The sequence below is a fragment of the Mycobacterium sp. E1747 genome, assembly GCF_001667775.1.
Classification (GTDB): Bacteria; Actinomycetota; Actinomycetes; order Mycobacteriales; family Mycobacteriaceae; genus Mycobacterium.
In genome coordinates this window covers 1-18,259 of record NZ_LZJI01000095.1, presented here as the reverse complement: position 1 = coordinate 18,259, position 18,259 = coordinate 1, and the positions used below count along the sequence as shown (strand labels likewise).

20 protein-coding genes and 5 pseudogenes are annotated in these 18,259 nt (G+C 67.0%); 11 read left to right on the top strand and 14 right to left on the bottom strand.

Annotated elements, in window-relative coordinates:
* Positions 1–88: 88 nt before the first annotated feature.
* A pseudogene (locus A5695_RS28405) lies at positions 89–214 on the bottom strand (acyl-CoA dehydrogenase); the annotation flags it as partial.
* An 85-nt stretch (positions 215–299) separates the two neighbouring features.
* Positions 300–1,076, bottom strand: coding sequence for an SDR family oxidoreductase (locus tag A5695_RS09885; RefSeq protein ID WP_068080442.1), 777 nt, complete (start codon positions 1,074–1,076; stop codon positions 300–302).
* 90 nt (positions 1,077–1,166) lie between these two features.
* Between A5695_RS09885 and A5695_RS09880 the strand changes: the two genes are divergently transcribed.
* Positions 1,167–1,514: a PE-PGRS family protein gene (locus tag A5695_RS09880; protein ID WP_068080461.1), complete on the top strand. Its 348-nt coding sequence runs from the start codon at positions 1,167–1,169 to the stop codon at positions 1,512–1,514.
* A 15-nt stretch (positions 1,515–1,529) separates the two neighbouring features.
* Here the strand turns inward: A5695_RS09880 and A5695_RS09875 are convergent.
* Positions 1,530–1,760: pseudogene (locus A5695_RS09875) on the bottom strand (hypothetical protein); the annotation flags it as partial.
* Positions 1,745–3,280 (bottom strand): class I adenylate-forming enzyme family protein, encoded by a 1,536-nt coding sequence (locus tag A5695_RS09870; RefSeq protein WP_197515436.1) that lies wholly within the window; start codon positions 3,278–3,280, stop codon positions 1,745–1,747. The gene A5695_RS09870 and the pseudogene A5695_RS09875, both read right to left, overlap by 16 nt.
* Positions 3,281–3,318: 38 nt before the next feature.
* Here A5695_RS09870 and A5695_RS09865 point away from each other — a divergent pair, with 38 nt between their 5' ends.
* Positions 3,319–4,152: an acyl-CoA thioesterase domain-containing protein gene (locus tag A5695_RS09865; protein ID WP_197515435.1), complete on the top strand. Its 834-nt coding sequence runs from the start codon at positions 3,319–3,321 to the stop codon at positions 4,150–4,152.
* A 5-nt stretch (positions 4,153–4,157) separates the two neighbouring features.
* Here the strand turns inward: A5695_RS09865 and A5695_RS09860 are convergent.
* Positions 4,158–4,358, bottom strand: a pseudogene (locus A5695_RS09860) (flavodoxin family protein); the annotation flags it as partial.
* Between A5695_RS09860 and A5695_RS09855 the strand changes: the two are divergent.
* The 5 genes and pseudogenes from A5695_RS09855 (at position 4,288) to A5695_RS09835 (ending at position 7,830) form a co-directional block, all read left to right on the top strand.
* Positions 4,288–5,676: pseudogene (locus A5695_RS09855) on the top strand (terminase large subunit domain-containing protein). The pseudogenes A5695_RS09860 and A5695_RS09855 sit on opposite strands and share 71 nt — an antisense overlap.
* Positions 5,677–5,718: 42 nt before the next feature.
* Positions 5,719–6,156: a hypothetical protein gene (locus A5695_RS09850; RefSeq protein WP_068080434.1), complete on the top strand. Its 438-nt coding sequence runs from the start codon at positions 5,719–5,721 to the stop codon at positions 6,154–6,156.
* Between the two features lie 56 nt (positions 6,157–6,212).
* Positions 6,213–6,458 carry a hypothetical protein gene (locus A5695_RS09845; RefSeq protein ID WP_068080432.1) on the top strand — a complete coding sequence of 82 codons (246 nt, stop codon included), beginning with the start codon at positions 6,213–6,215 and terminating at the stop codon, positions 6,456–6,458.
* Between the two features lies 1 nt (position 6,459).
* Positions 6,460–6,798: a hypothetical protein gene (locus tag A5695_RS09840; protein ID WP_068080430.1), complete on the top strand. Its 339-nt coding sequence runs from the start codon at positions 6,460–6,462 to the stop codon at positions 6,796–6,798.
* An 87-nt stretch (positions 6,799–6,885) separates the two neighbouring features.
* Entirely contained in the window at positions 6,886–7,830 is a 945-nt protein-coding gene (locus A5695_RS09835; RefSeq protein ID WP_068080428.1) for a DUF6602 domain-containing protein, read from the top strand.
* Between the two features lies 1 nt (position 7,831).
* Here A5695_RS09835 and A5695_RS09830 read toward each other — a convergent pair whose 3' ends face one another.
* The 6 genes and pseudogenes from A5695_RS09830 to dapB form a co-directional block, all read right to left on the bottom strand.
* Positions 7,832–8,821, bottom strand: coding sequence for a DUF4238 domain-containing protein (locus A5695_RS09830; protein ID WP_068080426.1), 990 nt, complete (start codon positions 8,819–8,821; stop codon positions 7,832–7,834).
* A gap of 4 nt (positions 8,822–8,825) precedes the next feature.
* Positions 8,826–9,230 carry a flavodoxin family protein gene (locus A5695_RS09825; RefSeq protein ID WP_197515434.1) on the bottom strand — a complete coding sequence of 135 codons (405 nt, stop codon included), beginning with the start codon at positions 9,228–9,230 and terminating at the stop codon, positions 8,826–8,828.
* 64 nt (positions 9,231–9,294) lie between these two features.
* Complete coding sequence (locus A5695_RS09820) at positions 9,295–9,528, bottom strand: hypothetical protein (RefSeq protein ID WP_068080422.1); 234 nt, start codon at positions 9,526–9,528, stop codon at positions 9,295–9,297.
* A gap of 190 nt (positions 9,529–9,718) precedes the next feature.
* A pseudogene (locus A5695_RS09815) lies at positions 9,719–9,937 on the bottom strand (flavodoxin family protein); the annotation flags it as partial.
* An 8-nt stretch (positions 9,938–9,945) separates the two neighbouring features.
* The gene (locus A5695_RS09810; protein ID WP_068080418.1) at positions 9,946–10,401 is read right to left on the bottom strand and encodes a hypothetical protein; all 456 of its coding nucleotides are present in this window, start codon (positions 10,399–10,401) and stop codon (positions 9,946–9,948) included.
* A gap of 7 nt (positions 10,402–10,408) precedes the next feature.
* Complete coding sequence (gene dapB / locus A5695_RS09805; protein ID WP_068080416.1) at positions 10,409–11,146, bottom strand: 4-hydroxy-tetrahydrodipicolinate reductase; 738 nt, start codon at positions 11,144–11,146, stop codon at positions 10,409–10,411.
* 105 nt (positions 11,147–11,251) lie between these two features.
* Here dapB and A5695_RS09800 point away from each other — a divergent pair, with 105 nt between their 5' ends.
* The gene (locus A5695_RS09800; protein WP_068080414.1) at positions 11,252–12,598 is read left to right on the top strand and encodes an HNH endonuclease signature motif containing protein; all 1,347 of its coding nucleotides are present in this window, start codon (positions 11,252–11,254) and stop codon (positions 12,596–12,598) included.
* 11 nt (positions 12,599–12,609) lie between these two features.
* Here A5695_RS09800 and A5695_RS09795 read toward each other — a convergent pair whose 3' ends face one another.
* On the bottom strand, positions 12,610–13,692 hold the full coding sequence (locus tag A5695_RS09795) for a dihydrodipicolinate reductase (protein WP_068080411.1): 1,083 nt from the start codon (positions 13,690–13,692) through the stop codon (positions 12,610–12,612).
* The gene (locus A5695_RS09790) at positions 13,689–14,696 is read right to left on the bottom strand and encodes a Rieske 2Fe-2S domain-containing protein (RefSeq protein WP_068080409.1); all 1,008 of its coding nucleotides are present in this window, start codon (positions 14,694–14,696) and stop codon (positions 13,689–13,691) included. Before A5695_RS09790 ends, A5695_RS09795 begins: the two co-directional genes overlap by 4 nt.
* A gap of 172 nt (positions 14,697–14,868) precedes the next feature.
* Here A5695_RS09790 and A5695_RS09785 point away from each other — a divergent pair, with 172 nt between their 5' ends.
* The gene (locus A5695_RS09785; protein WP_156749555.1) at positions 14,869–15,444 is read left to right on the top strand and encodes a TetR/AcrR family transcriptional regulator; all 576 of its coding nucleotides are present in this window, start codon (positions 14,869–14,871) and stop codon (positions 15,442–15,444) included.
* Positions 15,441–15,953: a GNAT family N-acetyltransferase gene (locus A5695_RS09780; RefSeq protein ID WP_068080406.1), complete on the top strand. Its 513-nt coding sequence runs from the start codon at positions 15,441–15,443 to the stop codon at positions 15,951–15,953. Before A5695_RS09785 ends, A5695_RS09780 begins: the two co-directional genes overlap by 4 nt.
* On the opposite strand, the gene A5695_RS09775 is transcribed toward A5695_RS09780, so the two are convergent.
* Positions 15,940–17,400, bottom strand: coding sequence for an NAD(P)/FAD-dependent oxidoreductase (locus A5695_RS09775; protein WP_068080459.1), 1,461 nt, complete (start codon positions 17,398–17,400; stop codon positions 15,940–15,942). The genes A5695_RS09780 and A5695_RS09775 overlap by 14 nt on opposite strands.
* A 170-nt stretch (positions 17,401–17,570) precedes the next feature.
* Between A5695_RS09775 and A5695_RS09770 the strand changes: the two genes are divergently transcribed.
* On the top strand, positions 17,571–18,259 hold a 689-nt coding region (locus tag A5695_RS09770; protein WP_197515433.1), incomplete at its 3' end, for an alanine dehydrogenase.

Below are 18,259 nucleotides of genomic sequence, written 5' to 3'. Positions count from 1 at the left end.
TGGGGGGCGTACCGCCACGAAAATAGCAGCGAAACAACGGATTTCGCCGGCCCCGACGGCCCGCGGGAAAAAATCAATCCGAGCCCAACTAGTTCGGCGGCAGGTCCACCAACTCCGCCAGTCGGGCGCGGTGACGGTAGGCGGTGCCGAGCATCAACCGATCGCTCTTGGCCCGCTTGAGGTACAGGTGCGCGGGATACTCCCACGCCAGGCCCGCTCATACTGTGTGCCAAGGAATTCCCGCGGGCCGGTGGTGGCCGGATCGTGCTCGTCGAGCAGCGCCTAGACGGCGGTCATTGCTAGCCCTGCGGCCGAGTTTGAAAGCCTTGTGCGGCGCCGAGCAGCAGTCCGCCGTCGATCACCATGGTCTCGCCGGTGATCCAGCTCGCGGCGTCCGAGACCAGGAAGGCGACGGCGCCGGCCACGTCGACGGGCTCGCCGATGCGTCCGAGCGCTATCGACGATGCCAGCGGATCCTCGTGGTCCTTCCACAACGCTTCGGCGAGCCGGGTGCGCACCACCCCGGGAGCGATGGCGTTGACGCGGATTCGGGGTGAAAGTTCCAGCGCCAGTTGCTTGGTGACGTGGATCAGCGCGGCCTTGGTGGCGTTGTACATGCCCATGGCAGGCGATTGGTGCAGGCCACCGATCGAGGCGGTGTTGACGATCGCGCCGCCGTGCTCGCCCATCCAGGCTTTGACGACGAGCGAGGTCCACAGCAGCGGCGCCCACAGATTGACGTCGAAGATCTTGGTGAAGCGGGCGTGATCCTGGTCGATCAGCGGCCCGTACGCCGGGTTGGTACCCGCATTGTTGATCAGGATGTCCACGCTGCCGAACCGCTCGCAGGTGAGGTCCACGCAGCGCCGGGCGGCGTCCTCGTCGACGGCGTGGGCGCCGACACCTAGGGCGTTGCCGTCCACCTGGGCGGCCGCCTCGTCGGCGGCCTCCTGCTTGCGGGCGGTGAGCACCACGTTGGCTCCAGCGGCGGCGAGCTGCTGAGCGATCGCGAGCCCGATCCCACGCGAGGCGCCGGTGACGATCGCGGTTCGGCCGGTCAGATCCAGTGAGGTCATCGTGGTGCGCCTTCCGTCGCGCGGAAGCCAACGGTTTCCCGTTCGCTACATGGATGTTTTACACGTGTGCCTGCGTGGTATGCGACCGGCATGTTCTCGAAATTAACTCTCACGAAAAGACTGGTGGTGGGCGGGGCCGCGGCAGCGGCAATCGCGATTGCGCCGATCGCCGTCACCGATTCCCTTGCTACCGCGCCCGCGCCGTCCGCGGCACCCACGCACGTCGTCTTCAAGGACGACCCGGGCGGCGGCGGCTGTGACGCCAACGGCAACTGCGGCTCCGGTGGCCAGTTCAACGGTCCCGGCGGCGGCCCCGGCGGTCAGGGCTGCATCCCGGGCGTCGGTTGTGGCTCGGGCGGCCAGAACGCGGGGCCCGGCGGAATCCCGGGCGGACAGGGCTGCCTGCCCGGCGTCGGCTGCGGTAGCGGCCACGCCTGATCGGTTCGGTCACGTTTATGTCCGTGACTCCCGGAGCCTGGCAATCCAGGCCCGGGAGTGTGCGGGGTCGATGACGTCGTCGAGTTCGGATGTGGTGGCCGCCCGTAGCGGCTTGCCGTGCTCGTAGGCCGCGGCCACCAGCTTGTCGAACAATCGCCTGCCCAACTCGACTGCGCCGCGGACAATTCGGACCGCGGTCTCACCGCGGCTGGCGAGCCGCACCGTCGCGCTCAGCGCAGCGGCTCCCCCCACCGGATCTGCTCACGGAGATTGCCTTTGAGCAGCTTGCCGCCGGCGTTGCGCGGCAGCGCGTTGTCGACAACGGTGACGTACTGGGGAACCTTGAAGTCCGCGAGCTGCTCGCGGCAGTGGTCGAGCACCGCCGGCACGTCGATCTCCTCCGATCCGCCGAACAGCACCGCGCCCACCTTCTCGCCCATCACGTCGTCGGGAACCGCCAGCACGCACGCGTCCGTGACGTGAGGTGCGGCGAGCAGCACGGCTTCCACCTCGACGCTGGAGACGTTCTCACCGCCGCGGTTGATGATGTCCTTGAGCCGGTCGACGATGTGCACCCGGCCCGCCTCGTCGACCCGCACGACGTCGCCGGTCTGCAGCCAGCCGTCCACGATGGTCGCCGCCGTCGCCTCTGGCCGGTTCCAGTAGCCGGCGGTGATGTTCGCGCCGCGCACCACCAGCTCGCCGACGCTTTGCTCGTCCCCGGCGAACGGAGTCAGGCCGAGGTCGACGGACGGGACCGCGTACCCGACTGAGTCGGCGTGCTCGACCGCGTCCCGGCCCGGCAGCACGGTCATCAGCGAGGCCGACTCGGTCATGCCGTAGCCGTTGAACACCGTGGCTTGCGGAAAGGCGCGCTTCACCGAACGCACCAGCGATGGAGCGATAGGGGCGCCGCCGTAACCCACCCAGCGCACGCCCGAGACGTCGGCGTCGGCAAAGCCGTTGTGCCGCAACATCAGTGCGTAGACGGCCGGGACGGTGACCATGACGGAGATACGCTCGGCGGTCAGCGTGGCGATCAACCCGTCCAGGTTGAGGGCGGGCATGATCACCGATGCGCCGCCCAGCCGGGTGGCGGCCAGCAGCTGGGAGTTGCAACCGGTCACGTGGAAGAGCGGCACGGAGATCAGCGTGCGCATCGCCTCGCCGAGGTCGCGCGGCTGGTCAAGGCAGCGAATCGCGTTCTCGGTGTTGGTCAGGAAGGCCTCGTGGGTGGTCGGCACCCCTTTGGGATGGCCGGTGGTGCCCGACGTGTAGAACAGCGCGGCCACGTCCGTGCGGCCCAGCCGGTCGGTCACATACGGCCGGCCGTCGGGCAGTGGGGTGTCGGCCGCCAGGTCCAGCGTCGCCCCGGAATCCGCGAGGACGAACTCGACTTCCGGTTGCGCCGAGCGCGTATTGACCGCCACCGCAACCCCACCGGACATCACGATGCCCCAGAACGCCAGCACCCAGTCGATGCCGGCGGGGTAACGCACCGCGACGCGATCACCGCTCCGCAGCCCGCCCGCGCGCAGCCCACCGGCGACGCGCGCCGCGCGGTTCCACAGCTGGCGGTAGGTCAGCCGGCCGGCGCCGAGCTCAACCACCGCCTCGCTGTCCGGATGCTGCCTGACCTGTTCGGCGAGCATGTCCAGCAGCGTGGTGGGCAGATCGTCGTAGTGTGGGACGCCGTCGGCGTCGCGAGTCACGCCTGTCGCCGGAAACGGGTTGTGGTCGCGCGGAATTTCGATCACTGGAGGCATGCCCGGTCCTTACTATCCGGTGTCCTATCGTGATGGCCGTGACGGTCGACGATTCCGCAATCATGCCCGAGGCGTTCTTCACTGTCGACGGCGACTCCTACGTGCCGGGACCGCTCACCCGAGGACCGTGGGGTGCCACGATGGGCGGCCAGAATGTTGGTGGCCTGTTGAGTTGGGGCATAGAGCAATCCGGCATCGAGCCCGACTTCCAGCCGGCCCGCCTCACGGTCGACCTGCTCCGCCCCGCGTTGCTCGAGCCGGTGCGGATCCGAACCTGGGTGCAGCGGGAAGGTCGGCGGATCAAGCTCGTCGACGGCGCGCTGGTGCAGAACGGCAACACCGTCGCGCGGGCCAGCGCGCTATTCCTGCGCCGAGGGGAGCATCCCGACGGAGCGGTGTGGTCGGCGCCCCTGGCCATGCCGCCGCCTCCGGCCGATTCCGGGGGCTTCCCGGCGGACATGCCTTTTCTCATCTGGGGCTACGGGGCCACCGCCGCGGGCCGTCCGGGCATCGCGGCCGGCGAGTGGGAACAGTCCCATTCGCAGAAGTTCGCGTGGACGAGGATCTTTCGCCCGATGGTGCAGGGCTATCCCCTGACTCCGTTCACCCGACTGGCGTACGTCGGTGACGTCACGAGTTCGCTAACCCATTGGGGTACAGGCGGATTGCGCTACATCAACGCCGACTACACCGTCACGGCCAGCCGGCTGCCCGACGGTGAATTCCTTGGCCTGGCGGCGCAAAGCCATTATGGCGCGGCTGGGGTGGCCACCGGTGCCGCCACCCTGTTCGACCGGCACGGGCCGATCGGCACCAGCTCGGCGCTGGCCCTGGTTCAACCGGCCGGGGCGTTCAAGCCGACTTTCATCTAGACGGACTATTCCATCAACTGGGCGGCGACCGTGGCGCCGAGTTCCCAGCAGGCCCGCAGGTCGCCCTTGTCCGGCTTCCCCGAAACCACCACGGTCTCTGCGGCTTTGGCCCAGCCGAGCCCGGTCGTGATCGACATGACGCCACGCTCGGCGCCCTCGGTGCCCTCATTGCCGTGCAGGTACAGGCCGAACGGGCGCGACATCGTGACCACCCCGCCTCGCACCGGCAAGAGTCGCCTGCTGGCGATCTGGACATCGGTATGGGCGCTGTCGCGCAACCCTGACCTCGAAGTGGTGATCGTCAGCTACTCCGACGAACTCGCACAGGCGCACAGCCGCGAGGCCCGGCGCATCATCGCCGCGCACTCCGACGTGCTGGGCATCCGGCTGTCGCAAGATGCCCGCGCAGTGGGCCGGTGGCAGGTGGAGGGTCGGCGCGGCGGGCTGCTGGCGACCGGAATCAACAGCGGCGTCACGGGTTTCGGTGCCGACCTGCTGGTGATAGATGATCCCGTCAAGGATGCCCAAGAGGCCGACAGTGCAGCACATCGCCGCCGCGTCGAGGGCGAATACCGCTCCACGCTCGCCCCGCGTGTTCACCCCGGCGGGTCCACCCTGTTGGTGATGACGCGGTGGCACCCCAACGATCTGGCCGGAGTGCTGCTAGATGACGAACCCGACGTGTGGCGGCACACCAACGTGCCCGCCGTCGCCGAGACCGGCATCCCCGATGCGCTGGGGCGCGCACCCCGCACAGCGATGACCTCCGCACTCGGCTTCACCGCAGACCACTACGCAGCCGCCCGGCGCACCTCCGGCGAACGAGCCTGGTTCGCCCTGTATGAAGGGGTGCCCGCCACACCCGAAGGCGGTCTCGTCAAGCGGGAGTGGCTAGATGCGTGGCGTCTGCCGGTCGCCCCGCCGGGTGCGCTCAAGACGGTCATCGGCGTCGACCCGTCCGACTCCGGCAGCGGTGATGCGTGCGGTCTGATCGCGGCGAGTTTGACCGCCGAAGGTGTCATCGCGCTCATCGCTGATGTCTACGAACCGCTGACCTCTGAGCAGTGGGCGCAGCGGGCAGTTGAGCTGGCCATCACGACCGGAGCCTCTGAAATCGCCATCGAGAGTTTCGCCGCCGGTACGACGTACCGGGCTGTCGTCACCGACACCATCAAGCGCATGCGGCCCGACCGTCCGATTCGCGTGTCGACCTGGCCACCGAAAACGTCTGGTCGCGGCAAGGGCGACGCCGAGGCCCGGTCGGCTGCGCTGCGCTAGGCCCTTGAGGTCGGCACCTGCAGGGTGGCCGCTCACCTGCCGTCGTTCGAGGCGCAGGCGGTGGCGTGGCAATCCGGCCAGCATCAGCCGGATTCGCTCGCGGCTGCTGTCGTTGCTCATGACGTGTTGGTCCAGTCGATCGGGGCGCAGTGGGGTCTGTCGTCGCCGCTGGACACCGCCCGCCGTGCGCGTGAGGGCACGATCACGTCGATTCCGGCGTGGATGCGTCGCAGCATCGGCGGGTAGCTGATGCCCGCCCTTGTCTGTGCCTAGGGGCATACTTCGCCCATGACCGACGACACCTGGACGAATCGAGACCTGCCCGTGCTGAAGGCTGTCGTGGAGCTGTTCGAGGAGACTGGTCGCGGTCCCCGCGTGAAGGCCGTTGCTGAGAGAGTCGGCTTCGATGAGGACACCGTGCAGCGGGCAGTGCGCGCCCTATATCGAGAGCCGTTCTTCGAAAAGGGCATGGACACATGGGGCGGCGGCCTCCTCGCGGTCGGCGCACCGACTAGTGCCGCTCTGCGGGTTGCCGGGCAGTGGCCGTCACCCGAGGTGCAGCTGGAACGACTGGTCGCCGCGTTAGAGGCCGTCGCCGCCGACGACTCGCGGCCCGAGGAGGAACGGAGCCGTGCCAAGCAAGCAGGGTTATGGCTTACGGGTGCGCTCCAACAGATCGCCATCGGCGCGCTCGGAGGTGCGGGCGGCAACTTGCTATCCGGTTAGCGAGCGGCGGTTCGTCTCGCGGGGTTGTGTCGGTGGTCCCGCGCATACTGGCGACTATGACGATTCCCGACAGGCTGGCCACCCTTGAGGCTGCGGTCAAGATTTGCGACGAGAACGACGGCGCAGCCAGCGCGAAGGCAATGGCCGCTCGATTCGGCGTTGACCTCGACGTGGCGGTCCGGAAGTTGCTGCCCTCCATCGCCGAGTTCTTCGAGACCAATTTGCCGGGTGACGACGGTCTCGCCGTTGTCCGGTGGCCGACCGCTGAGGCACGCCGCTTCGTCGGCCCACAACGGTCGTAGCGTGCCCGACGAACCGCTCTACGATCCCGACCGGATGGTTCCCGAGGATCTCGATTTCAGCGACCCCGACGTTGCACGCGCCTACCTCGACCACCCGGTGACTGAGCAACTGGCCGAGGACCACGGTCGAGCGTTTCGCGCATTGCCGGCCGCCCAGCAACAAGCCGAGCTGAGCGAATACATATCTGGCCTTGAGGAGAAGCGCACCGAGGTCGCTGCCGCCGTAGAACGCCTCGGCCCTGATGCCCCGGCCCTGCCGGTCCTCCGCCAAGTGCTCGACGCCCTCGACAAGAACCTAGAGGCAGCAACGTGGAGAATTCTCAAGCTCGATGAGGGGTAGCGGTCACGGCTCACGCCGTGATGGGCGAACCTGTCCGCCAGTTAGCTGAGCCCCGTTGTTGTCGGGGTGCGGAGGCATACTTCGAGCATGACGGAGCAAAAGACGCAAGAGGGCAGCTACGGCATTGACCTGCGATTTCACAAGATACTCGGGACTGTCGAGCAGGAGTTGCAGACCGCACTGGCGAAGGCCCGTCTGGAATCCGATCACGGCACCACGATCGGAGACGGAGCCGAGGAGGCAGTGCGCAACACGCTGCGCAACTACCTGCCCTCGGGCTATGGCGTCGGGAAGGGCATCGTCTACGACGCCTTCGGCGATGGCTCACGTCAGACCGACGTCGTGATCACGAACCCCGAGCATCCGCTCTCGTTCCCCGAGGGCAAGTCCGGAACCTATGTCGTGGACGGTGTTGCTGCAGCCGGTGAGGTCAAGTCTTGTCTCGACGTGACCACGCTCAGCGACAGCATCAAGAAGGGCACGGCCTTCAAGCAGCTGCGGATGACGCTCGACGAGTCCGACCGCGTGATGACTGCCAAGGAACAGGCCTACATGCAACAGATCGGCTTGGTTCCGCCGTACTTCGTGGTCGCGTTCGACAACAAGATCGCGATCGAGACGCTTGCTGAGCGCCTTCGCGAGGTGGACCTGATCTCGCCGCCGGAAGGTAAGTCGATGGGGGAGCAAGACTGGGCGGACACTCCGCAGCCTCCGCTCGATGCCATCTGTGTCCTCGGCAAGGGGGTCTGGCTATACCTCCGACCCGACAACCCAATGGGCTTCCAGATCGGCATCACGAAGCAGGACGGCTCAAAGACCGTCCGAAACGACTACTCGGGTTGGACCTATCTCGAAACCGACGCGCCGCTTGTGATCACGATGATCTGGCTACACGCCGCGATGCCGCGAATCTTCCGAGGGAAGTCGGTGTTCTCGCCGTACCTGGTCCCGCCGATCAGGCACGCCAAGTACATGAACGCTCAGGCCGAATCCGCCGGGACCAACAACCAGAGCCCGCCGGAGTCCATCTAACTCAGATCACCTCCCCGTCTGGAATGTCGAGCTCACCCGCTCCCGGTGAAACGAGGTTGCTCAGCGTTGGCTCCGGCAGCTTCGACGGCAGGAACGATTCATCGTCAGGGTGCAGGTAGAGGTATTCGCTAGCCGACCTGATCGTGCTCTCGTTGATGAACTTCTCCATCGCGGTCGTGCCTGATTCGGCCGAGTCCAGTTGACCCGCCCGCACCCGTTCGACCGGATACCGGAACTCGATCATCGGCGTGACGTCGCTCATCACAAGGCCGAGTTTCCGGGTCACGGGAAACGTGATTCCCCACGCCGTCGCGAAACCCACGCCCTGCCACGGCTTGTTATCTGCATCGGGCACTAGGCCGACTGGTTGGTCGCACGTGATCAACGAGCGGCGGTCAAATCGAACCAGCTTCCAGGGCCGAGAGACGATGTACGGCAACAACTCATCCGCGCCGTTGATGATCTGTTCGATGTGCGCGATCGGTGCAAGGGTAATCGGTGGTCCGCTGGGTTGTGTCGCTTGCTGCCAGAGGGTTTCGGTCTCATCGTCATCGACCTCGACGCCGTAACGCTTCTCGACCCACTGCTTGACGTTGTCACGTCCGGTGAATTGGACCTCTAGGCGCGTCATCTGCGCCGCGAGGTATTCGAGGGTGCGGCGGTGGTCCGGCCCGCGAAGGTACTGCACTGCCATATAGGCGGCCAACGTCAGGCGGTCCTCCTCGGAGAGCGGCCAGGTGCCCTCCTCGATCACGCGCAGGACCGATGCAGCGTTACCTTCCAACAGCGATAGCGCCTTCTCGAACGCGTCCGCGCCGTCGGGATGCCCGTCGATCGAATAGAAGCGATTCGTCGCGGCAGTGTTTCTCACGCGAGACGTGTACCGCTTCTCGCCGGGCAATCTCACGGTCGTGATCTGTGCTGAGTCGGCTGCAAACCCAGCGAGGTAGAACTGGGGCACCGTGTGATGGAGCTTCGCCTCGGCGGCCAATTCGTCACTCCCCCATCAGCGTTGCGGCGACGGTTGCGCCGAGGTTCCAGCACGCCTCAACGTCGGCTTTGGTCGGTTTGCCTGACACGATCACGGTCTCCGCTGCACGTTCCCAGCCCAATCCGGCGGTAATACCGTCGAGCGCACGTTCGGCTCCCTCGGTGCCTTCGTTGCCGTGAAGGTAGACGCCGAACGGTCGGCCACGCGTGGAGTCGAGCAGCTGGTAGTACGACTGGTCGAACGCCAGCTTCAGGGCACCGCTGATATAGCCCAGATTCGCTGGAGTGCCTAGCACGTAGCCGTCGGCCTGCAGCATCTCGAAGGGTGACACCGTGAGCGCCGGTCGGCGGACGACCTCCACGCCCTCGATGTCGGGATCGGTGGCCCCGGCCACGACCGCCTCGAACATCTCCTGGCAGTGCGGCGACGGCGTGTGGTGGATGATCAGCAGTTTGGCCGACAGGTGAATCTCCTCAGTTCGTGCTCGGCGGCTTGGTCTTCTTGGCGTCCAAGAACGCCTGCCACTCGGGGCTCTCCCACGCCTGCGCTGCGGTAATGCGTCCGGCGCAGTGGTCTACGAACCACCACTTGAAGTGATTGCCGATGACGTCATCGTGGCCTCTCCTGATCGCGACCCGTTCAGCCTCGTAGTAGTACGGGGCAACGGGATCGTTGGCGGCAGGCATTCGGCGGACCATGTTGGTCATGGTGGTCTTCTCCTCTGTTCGATCGACTACCAGAACCGCACGCTACCAGCGAAAACGCCAACTCTGCGATGAGAACAATCTCACCAGATTGCCACCAAAAACCGCCCTGTATTTTGACCTCCGAGGAACCTGAATAGGAATGGGGTCATCACGCCGCACCGACCGTACTAAGACGGTATTCGACTAATAAATGCTTGAGCGCCCCGCTCATGTAGCCCAGGTTCGCGGGGCTACCGAGCAGGTAGCCGTCGGCCGCCAGCATCTCGGCCGGCGACACGGTCAGCGCCGGTCGCCGCACGACCTCGACTCCCTCGATCTCGGGGTCGGTGGCTCCCGAGACGACGGCCTCGAACATCTCGTGGCAGTGCGGGGACGGCGTGTGGTGAACGATCAGCAGCGTCTTGTTCATTGGCTTACTCACTGGCGGCCCTGCAGTTCCAGCGCCGTCTTCATGGCTTCCCGCGCCCGGCGGCGGTCCCCCGCGTAGTCGTAGGCGCGGGCCAGCCGGTACCACCGCCGCCAGTCGTCGGGGTGGTCTTCGACCTCCGTGCGGACGGACGCGAACAGGGCGTCGGCGGCGTCGCGCTCGATGCGGCCTGACGCCCGCCGCGGCAGCGCGCTGGTGTCGAGCTCCATGCCGTCGGCCGCAATGAGATTGGCGAGCTTCTGGTGGGCGAACCCGAACCGCAGGGTCGCCACCATCGCCCACAGCCCGATCACGGGCATGATCAGCACCGCCAGCCCCAGCGCCACGGCGGCGGGCCGGCCCGAGACGATCATCGCAACGGCCATCCGCCCCAGCAGCACGAAATACGCCAGCATCGCGACGCACAGGAACCCGATCAGCAACTGGGTGCGCAGAGCGGCGTTCATCGCGGGCTCACTGCAGGTCGAGCAGCGGCTCGAGCCCCACGGTGAGGCCGGGGTGTTCCTTGACGCGCCGGACGGCCAACAGCACGCCCGGTACGAACGAGGTGCGGTCAAGGCTGTCGTGGCGAATGGTGAGCGTCTCCCCCTCGGTGCCGAACAGGATCTCCTGGTGGGCGACCAGCCCCGCCAGCCGCACCGAGTGCACCGGGATGCCGTCGACATCGGCACCTCGGGCCCCGGGCAGGCCGGTGCTGGTGGCGTCGGGGTTGGGCGGCAACCCTTTTCGCGCTTCTGCGATCAGCTTCGCGGTACGGGCGGCGGTGCCCGACGGGGCATCGGCCTTGTGCGGGTGGTGCAGCTCGATCACCTCCACCGAATCGAAGAACCGCGCCGCCTGCTTGGCGAAATGCATCGACAGCACCGCGCCGATCGCGAAGTTGGGGGCGATGAGCACACTCGTGTTGGGCTTGTCGGCCAACCATCTCTGCACTTGGTCGAGGCGCTCTTGCGTGAAGCCGGTGGTGCCGACGACCGCGTGAATCCCGTTGGCGATCAGGAAGTCTAGATTGCCCATCACCACGTCGGGGTGGGTGAAGTCGATGACAACCTCGGTGTCGGCGTCGGTGAACAGGCTCAGCGGATCACCGGCGTCGACCTCCGCGGACAGGGTCAAATCCTCGGCGTCCCGCACTCCCGCAACCATCGCCGAACCGACCTTGCCCTTTGCTCCCAAGACGCCTACTCGCATGAGATTCACCCTAGACCGGGCCGATCCATCCACAGTCGGGTGTTTATCCACAGCCGCCGCTTTCCCCGCTCCCCATCGGCCGGGGTTTCCCATAATGTTTCGAACATGGGTTCGATAGAGGTGCCGCCGGAGGTGGTCGCGGCGTTGGACGCGCTGGATGCGGCCGGCGCGTCGGTGCGCGCACTCGACCCGGGCGCGCTTAGCCCCGCCGTCCGGTTGCGGGTGCTGGAGCGGATGGAGACCGCACGGCGCCAGCAGGTTGCCACGAGTCACGACCTGATCGCGGGCCTGGCGCAGGAGGATCCGGGCGACCTGGGCGGGCCGGTCCACAAGGTCATCGGTGACTGGCTGCGTATCAGCTACAGCGAGGCTTGCCGGCGGCTTCGAGACGCGAGGCAGCTCTCGCCGCGCCTGACCCTCACCGGCCAGGAGCTGCCACCGGAGCTGGCCGCCACCGCCGGGGCCTGGCGGGCCGGCGCGCTCGACGCGCAGCACCTACGCGTGATTCAGACCTTCGTCCGCGACCTGCCCGCCGCCGTGCCCGCGGCGACGGTCGAAGCCGCCGAACAATTCCTGGCCCGGCAGGCGGTGCAGTTGCGGCCCGACCAGCTGGAAAAGGTCGCGCACCGGTGTGCGCTGCGGATCAATCCCGACGGGAAGTTCTCCGACATCGACCGCGCCAGGCAGCGCGGCTTCACGTGGTCCGGGCAGCGGCACGACGGGATGAGCATCGGCAAGCTGGTCGCCTCCCCGGAGTTGCGAGCCAACCTCGACGCGTGGCTCGCGCGGTTCGCCGCGCCCGGGATGTGGAACCCGGACGACGAAAAGCCCTGCGTCAATGGCGGACCCAGCGATGAATCCGCTTGCGGCGACTCGCGCACTCACGCGCAACGCCAGCACGACGCGATCAACGCCCTGGTCCGCGGTCAGCTGGGCAACCCGCAGCTGGGTGCGCACAACGGTTTACCCGTCACGGTCATCGTCTCCACCACGCTGCAGGAGCTGACGGCGGGCACCGGGCGCGCGGTGACGGGCGGCGGAACGGTGGTGCCGATGCGCGACGTGATCCGGATGGCACGCCATGCCTACCACTATCTCGCCGTGTTCGACGAACACTCGGGTCGCCCGCTGTACCTCGGCCGGTCGCGGCGCATCGCCACGCCGGATCAGCGCATCGTCCTGTACGCCAAGGACCGCGGCTGCACGCATCCGGGCTGCGACGCGCCGGGCTATTGGTGCGAGGCGCACCATCTCGACGAGTGGGCCGCCGGCGGACGGACCGACGCCGACAGGCTCACCTTCGCCTGCGCACCGCATCACAAGTTGATCGAAAAGGGTTGGCGAACAAGGACACTGCCCGATGGTCGGACCGAGTGGCTACCGCCGCCGGACCAAGATCGCGGGCAGCGCACGAACGACTATCACCACCCCGAACGCTTCGAGGACCCTTGATCCTGGCCTGCTTACCCCTTGAACCGCCCCGCGAACCCGCGCAGCGGCAGGTCGGCGCTGGTGATGAGCCCCGGCGCCGCCGCCACCACCGATTTGATGGCGGCCAGCGCGGGCATGCCGGTGACGGTCATGCCGATCGATGCGAAGTTGTCGGGGTTGGACAGGTCCACGCCGGGCTTGGGGAAGATCATGTGCTTGTTGTAGATGCACGGGTCGCCCTTGATCTGAGTGATGTAGCAGCCCTTGATATTCCAGCTCGGGTCGGTGTGCGGCGTCATCTGCCACTCCAGGTGCGTTTCGACCCGGGGCACCCCATCCACCATGCCCTGGTACTTGATGTAGTTGCCGCCCAGGGAGCCCTTGGGCAGCGTGTACCAGCCCAGGTCCACATCCTTGGTGCAGGCGCCCAGCTCGTAGCTGAACTTGACCTCGTCCAGCGGCAGGTCGAAGCAGTCGGCCATCATCAACACGCTGTCGGCGAAGACGCGGGTGTATTTCTCCAGCTTCGAGGGGATTTCCGGATCGTCGACCGGCTGGCCGTAGCCCACCTCGATCCAGGTGTCCTTGGAATGGTGGCAAGACACGTCGACGGACTCGATCGTGGTGACGTTCTCGATCTCGGCGACGTCGGCCGAGCACACCACGCCGAGGATCTGGTTGAGGCCCGGGTTCATTCCCGTCCCGTAGAACGTCGCCCCGCCCGTTTCGCAGGCCTCGGCCAACAGTTGGCTCACCGGCTTGCCCGACGGGTGCGGGTGGTTCTTATCGCGGTGCCAGCCGGTGATCCAGTCCGCGGTGGTGACGATGTCGATACCCGCCTCGAGCACCTTGACGTACAGGTCCTCGTCGGGGAACACCCCGTGGAACGTGAGCACGTCGGGCTTGGCGGCGATGATCTCGTCGACGGAACCGGTGAACTTCACCCCATTGGGCGCCGCACCGGCGAACTCGCCCGTGTCCTTGCCGACCTTCTCCTGCGAATAGCAGTGCACGCCAACGAGTTCTAGGTCCGGAGAGGTGTCGATCCGCTTGATCATCTCCGATCCGACGTTTCCGCTCCCGACCTGGAAGACGCGAATCGGTGAGCTACTCATTGCGTGGAGCCTTCCTGTAATGCGAATACCTCGGGATAGAACTGCTTGGCCCATTTGCGGATTGCGGTGAAGCCTGCGTACTCGTCGGTGGCCAGCGCCGGCGGGTCGGAATAGCGCTGGTGCTGCCAGATCTCGATGTCCTGCTCGAACTGCCGGATCACCTCGCGGCCGAACTCGGCCGCCTTGCGCTCGGCGCGGTCCGGCTCTTTGCCCGGCGTGCGGCCGATGTAGACCATGAACCGGACATCGGAGGTGTACTCGTCGACCGGGGTGACCGCGGAGATGGTGCGGTTGTCGATCATTCCCCAGCTCTTGGTCACCGCGAGGCCCAGGCCGCCGTTGATGGCCTCGACGCCGCTGTTGACCTCCTCGATCGTCTGCCCGTCGTCACCCTCGAACGTGATGGTGAAGTCGACGAAGGACACCGGCTCGGCGAAGTCGTGTCGGGTGAACACCGGCACGATGGGCGTGTTGTGCACGAACTTGAAATGCGCGAAGTCGACGCCGTTTTCCAGTACGTACTGCGGGTGCAGCTCGAGGGCCGGCCGGTACAGCCGCTGCTGCGGGTAGTAGTCGGCGGCGCTGCTGTCGTCACGAAACGCACCGAACACGTCGGGGGCTTCGAAGTACGGTTCGCGGCGCTCGACGTCGTGCCAGATGTAGACCGACGAGTTGCGTTCCAGCACGGGGTAAGTCCGGATGCGCCGCCCGCGGTTGGGCCGATCCTGGTAGGGGATGCAGACGTTGCGGCCCTCCTGGCTCCACTGCCACCCGTGGAACGGGCACTGCAGCATTTCGCCGACGACCTTGCCGCCGTACCCCAGATGCGCGCCGAGGTGTTCGCAGTAGGCGTTCATGACGGTGAGCTGCCCGGATTCGGCCCGCCAGGCGACCATTTCCTGGCCGAAGTACTTCATCCTGTGCACGTCGCCGACACCGATCTCGTCGGACCAGGCGACCTGGAACCAGCCGGTTGGTTTCATCGACAACGGCGGCTTAGCCATGCGGGATCCCTCCTTGGAACGAATGATAGGACGGGCCGCCAATAAATCAAAGTGCCCTCTATGAAACTTTGTCTGCCCTGCGCGATAGGCTCGGCAAATGACTCGGCACGTGAGCGGGGCCGGAACCGCGAACCGGCGCCCCAACCGCCGCGGCAACGCCACGCGCGAGAGCATGCTCGAGGCCGCGCTGACGTCGTTGGCCTCCGGTGACCCGGGTTCGGTGTCGGCCAATCGGATCGCCAAGGAGATCGGCGCCACCTGGGGGGCCGTGCAATACCAGTTCGGCGACACGGATGGGTTCTGGGCGGCGGTCCTGCACCGCACCGCCGAGCGGCGCGCCTCGACGTTCTCGACGCTGTCGATGCCGATGGCACCCGACGCGCCCCTGCGCGAGCGGGTCGGCGCCATCATCGACACGCTCTACAACGGACTGGCGTCCGCGGACTCGCGCGCCATCGAGAACCTGCGGGCGGCCCTCCCCCGCGACCCCGGCGAACTCGAGCGCCTGTTCCCGCGCACCGCCGCCGAGCTGTTCTCCTGGGGCAAGAGCTGGCTGGAAACCTGCCAGAACGCGTTCGCGGGCCTGGACGTCGACCCGGACCGGGTACGCGAGGTGGCCGCTCTGATCCCCGGCGCGATGCGCGGGCTGGTCTCCGAGCGCCAGCTCGGCTCGTACGCCGACCTGGACATGGCGCGGCGCGGCCTGACCAATGCGCTGGCGGCCTATCTGGAGCAGTCCAGGCCGTGACCACCGGCGGCGTCGCGATCCGCCGAGCCGGACCGAGTGATTTCGCCGCGGTCGCCGAGATGCACTATCCGGCCTGGCGGCGATCCTGGACCGGCGCACTGCCCGACTCCACGCTCGACGTGCTCGGATCGCCGCGGCGCTGGGCCATCCTCGCCTATCCGCGTATCCTGCAACGCCGGCACTGGAGCATGTGGGTCGCCGAATCCGGCTCGGCGACAATCGGTATGACCCTCTTCGGCCCCGATCCCGCGAACCCCGAACAGATCGAGCTCGACTCGCTCTACATCGCGGTGGAATCGCAAGGGCGCGGCGTCGGCGCGCGACTGCTCGCCACGGCGCTGCGGGAAAGCCCCTCGGGAGACGTCGTGTTGTGGTGCGCCGAGCGCAACACGCGGGCGCGAAAGTTCTACGAGAGCAAAGGCTTTCACCCCGACGGACGAACCCTGGATTGGGAGCCGCTGCCCGGAGTCAAGGTCGCCCACCTAGGCTATCGGCTCAGCCGGCGGTGACGTGCCGGCGCAGGTCGTACTCGCCGAGATCGGTGCTAGCCAGCATGGCGCGATGTTCGCCCGGCGTGAAGGGCCACACCTCGGGCACCCCGTCCTTGTTCAGGTACCAGCTGTCGCAGCCGGTGGTCCACACCGTGTCCGGCATCGCGGCGCGCAGCTTGGCGTTGTAGCCCTCGGTCGCCGACCATGTCGGCTCCACCGTGTCGAATTCGCCACGACGCCAGCGCTGAATCCACCGCAGTATGTGAACGGCCTGCGATTCGGCGACGATCGTCAGCGCGAGGTTCCCGACCGGGCTGTGCGGCCCCAGCATCATGAAGAAGTTGGGGAAGCCCGGCAGCGCCACGGTCCGGTAGGCCCACGGGCCGTCGCGCCATACGTCGTCGGCGGCGATGCCGTCGCGGCCGATCACTTGCATCGGCCGGAAGAACGCGTGGGTATCGAATCCGGTGGCGAGCACGATGAGGTCCGCCTCGTGCAAGACGCCGTCGTCGGTCACGATGCCGCGCCGTTCCACCCGGTCGATGCCGGCGGTGACCAGTTCGACGTCGTCGCGCTGCATGGCATGGTAGAAGCCGCTGGACATCACCAGCCGTTTGCACATCGGCGTGTAGTGCGGGGTCAGGGCCCGCCGCAGCTCGGGGTCGCGGACCTCGCGCAGGCTGGCGCGGCACAAGGCGCCCATGATCTTTCGGCGCAGGCCCGGCTTGGTGAGCCCCGCGGCGAAGGTGTCATAGCCGAAGCTGTAGAACCGGTAGGCCACCTGGTCGAGCCAACCGAACCGGTTATGGGTGATGTTGGTGAGCCGGCTGTAACGGGGATTGGGCAGGCGAAGCACCCACTGCGCGGTGCGCTGGAAGAGCATGACGCGGCCGGCGACACCGGCCAGGCCGCAGACCAGCTGCACTCCGGTCGAACCGTTGCCCACGATCGCGATCCGGCGACCGCGGACGCCCACGGAATGATCCCATCGCGCCGAGTGGAAGGCGTGCCCGCCGAAGTCGTCCAGGCCGGGGATCGCCGGCAGGCGCGGGTGATGGAGTACGCCGGTGGCGCAGATCAGGAAGTCGGCGGTCGACTCCGCGCCTGCGGTCGTGCGCAGCCGCCAGCGGCCGTCTTCGAAGCGCGCGTGGGAGATCTCGGTGGCGAATCGGATGCGATCGCGCAGCCCGAAGCGGTCGGCGACGTCGCGGAAGTAGGCCTGGATCTCGCCGCCGGGCGAGAACAGGTGCGACCAGTTGGGGTTGTGCGCGAACGTGTACTGGTACACCCGCGATGGGATGTCACAAACCAGGCCGGGATAGGTGTTTTCACGCCAGGTGCCGCCGACCTCTTCGGCCTTCTCGTAGATCGCGACATCGGTTACGCCGCTGCGCACCAACGCGATTGCGACGCACAGCCCCGACATCCCCGCTCCGACGACGGCTACGGCGGGTTCGCGTCGCATGGTCACCGGCTACTCGGACTCGGCGCGTTGCTTGAGACGCTGCAAGGTGAGCCGGCAGGGGTCGGTCATGCGCCGATCATAGCCACGGCGCGGGCCGCCCCACCTCGATTGCGGCCCATCCGAACTTTCTCCACACTTGAGGGGCGAACCTCCCAAAGCAAGGGGCAACCATGCGAGTCGGCGTACCGACCGAGACCAAGGCCAACGAATTCCGGGTGGCGATCACGCCCGCCGGCGTCGCCGAACTGACCCGACGCGGCCACGACGTGTTCGTGCAGGCGGGCGCCGGGGAGGGATCGTCCATCCCCGACGAGGAATTCAAGTCGGCGGGCGCGCAATTGGCCGGCTCGGCCGACCAGGTGTGGGCCGAAGCCGACCTGCTGCTCAAGGTGAAGGAACCTATCGCGTCCGAATACGGCCTGCTGCGCCCCCGCCAGGTGTTGTTCACCTACCTGCACCTGGCCGCCTCCCGCGCCTGCACCGAGGCGCTATTGTCCTCCCGCACAACGTCAATCGCCTATGAGACCGTGCAGACCGCCGATGGCGCGCTCCCGTTGTTGGCTCCGATGAGCGAGGTCGCCGGCCGGCTCTCGGCGCAGGCCGGCGCCTACCATCTGATGCGCTCACACGGCGGCCGCGGGGTGCTGATGGGCGGGGTCCCGGGCGTCAAACCCGCCGACGTGGTGGTGATCGGCGCCGGTACGGCCGGCTACAACGCCGCCCGGGTCGCCAACGGCATGGGCGCCAGCGTCACGGTGCTCGACGTCAACATCGGCAAGCTTCGGCTCCTGGACGCGGAATTCGGTGGACAGGTTCGCACGCGTGACGGTGCCCTCCAGCTCGTAGGCCGACGAGTAGA

What these genes read in the sequence shown, in the direction of transcription:
- A5695_RS09790 (WP_068080409.1), bottom strand. Translation starts at nt 14,696, where the DNA reads ATGGCTAAGCCGCCGTTGTCGATGAAACCAACCGGCTGGTTCCAGGTC.
- A5695_RS09775 (WP_068080459.1), bottom strand. Translation starts at nt 17,400, where the DNA reads ATGCGACGCGAACCCGCCGTAGCCGTCGTCGGAGCGGGGATGTCGGGG.
- A5695_RS09885 (WP_068080442.1), bottom strand. Translation starts at nt 1,076, where the DNA reads ATGACCTCACTGGATCTGACCGGCCGAACCGCGATCGTCACCGGCGCC.
- A5695_RS09820 (WP_068080422.1), bottom strand. Translation starts at nt 9,528, where the DNA reads ATGACCAACATGGTCCGCCGAATGCCTGCCGCCAACGATCCCGTTGCC.
- A5695_RS09800 (WP_068080414.1), top strand. Translation starts at nt 11,252, where the DNA reads ATGGGTTCGATAGAGGTGCCGCCGGAGGTGGTCGCGGCGTTGGACGCG.
- A5695_RS09810 (WP_068080418.1), bottom strand. Translation starts at nt 10,401, where the DNA reads ATGAACGCCGCTCTGCGCACCCAGTTGCTGATCGGGTTCCTGTGCGTC.
- A5695_RS09870 (WP_197515436.1), bottom strand. Translation starts at nt 3,280, where the DNA reads ATGCCTCCAGTGATCGAAATTCCGCGCGACCACAACCCGTTTCCGGCG.
- A5695_RS09785 (WP_156749555.1), top strand. Translation starts at nt 14,869, where the DNA reads ATGCTCGAGGCCGCGCTGACGTCGTTGGCCTCCGGTGACCCGGGTTCG.
- A5695_RS09835 (WP_068080428.1), top strand. Translation starts at nt 6,886, where the DNA reads ATGACGGAGCAAAAGACGCAAGAGGGCAGCTACGGCATTGACCTGCGA.
- A5695_RS09850 (WP_068080434.1), top strand. Translation starts at nt 5,719, where the DNA reads ATGACCGACGACACCTGGACGAATCGAGACCTGCCCGTGCTGAAGGCT.
- A5695_RS09880 (WP_068080461.1), top strand. Translation starts at nt 1,167, where the DNA reads ATGTTCTCGAAATTAACTCTCACGAAAAGACTGGTGGTGGGCGGGGCC.
- A5695_RS09795 (WP_068080411.1), bottom strand. Translation starts at nt 13,692, where the DNA reads ATGAGTAGCTCACCGATTCGCGTCTTCCAGGTCGGGAGCGGAAACGTC.
- A5695_RS09845 (WP_068080432.1), top strand. Translation starts at nt 6,213, where the DNA reads ATGACGATTCCCGACAGGCTGGCCACCCTTGAGGCTGCGGTCAAGATT.
- dapB (WP_068080416.1), bottom strand. Translation starts at nt 11,146, where the DNA reads ATGCGAGTAGGCGTCTTGGGAGCAAAGGGCAAGGTCGGTTCGGCGATG.
- A5695_RS09825 (WP_197515434.1), bottom strand. Translation starts at nt 9,230, where the DNA reads ATGTTCGAGGCGGTCGTGGCCGGGGCCACCGATCCCGACATCGAGGGC.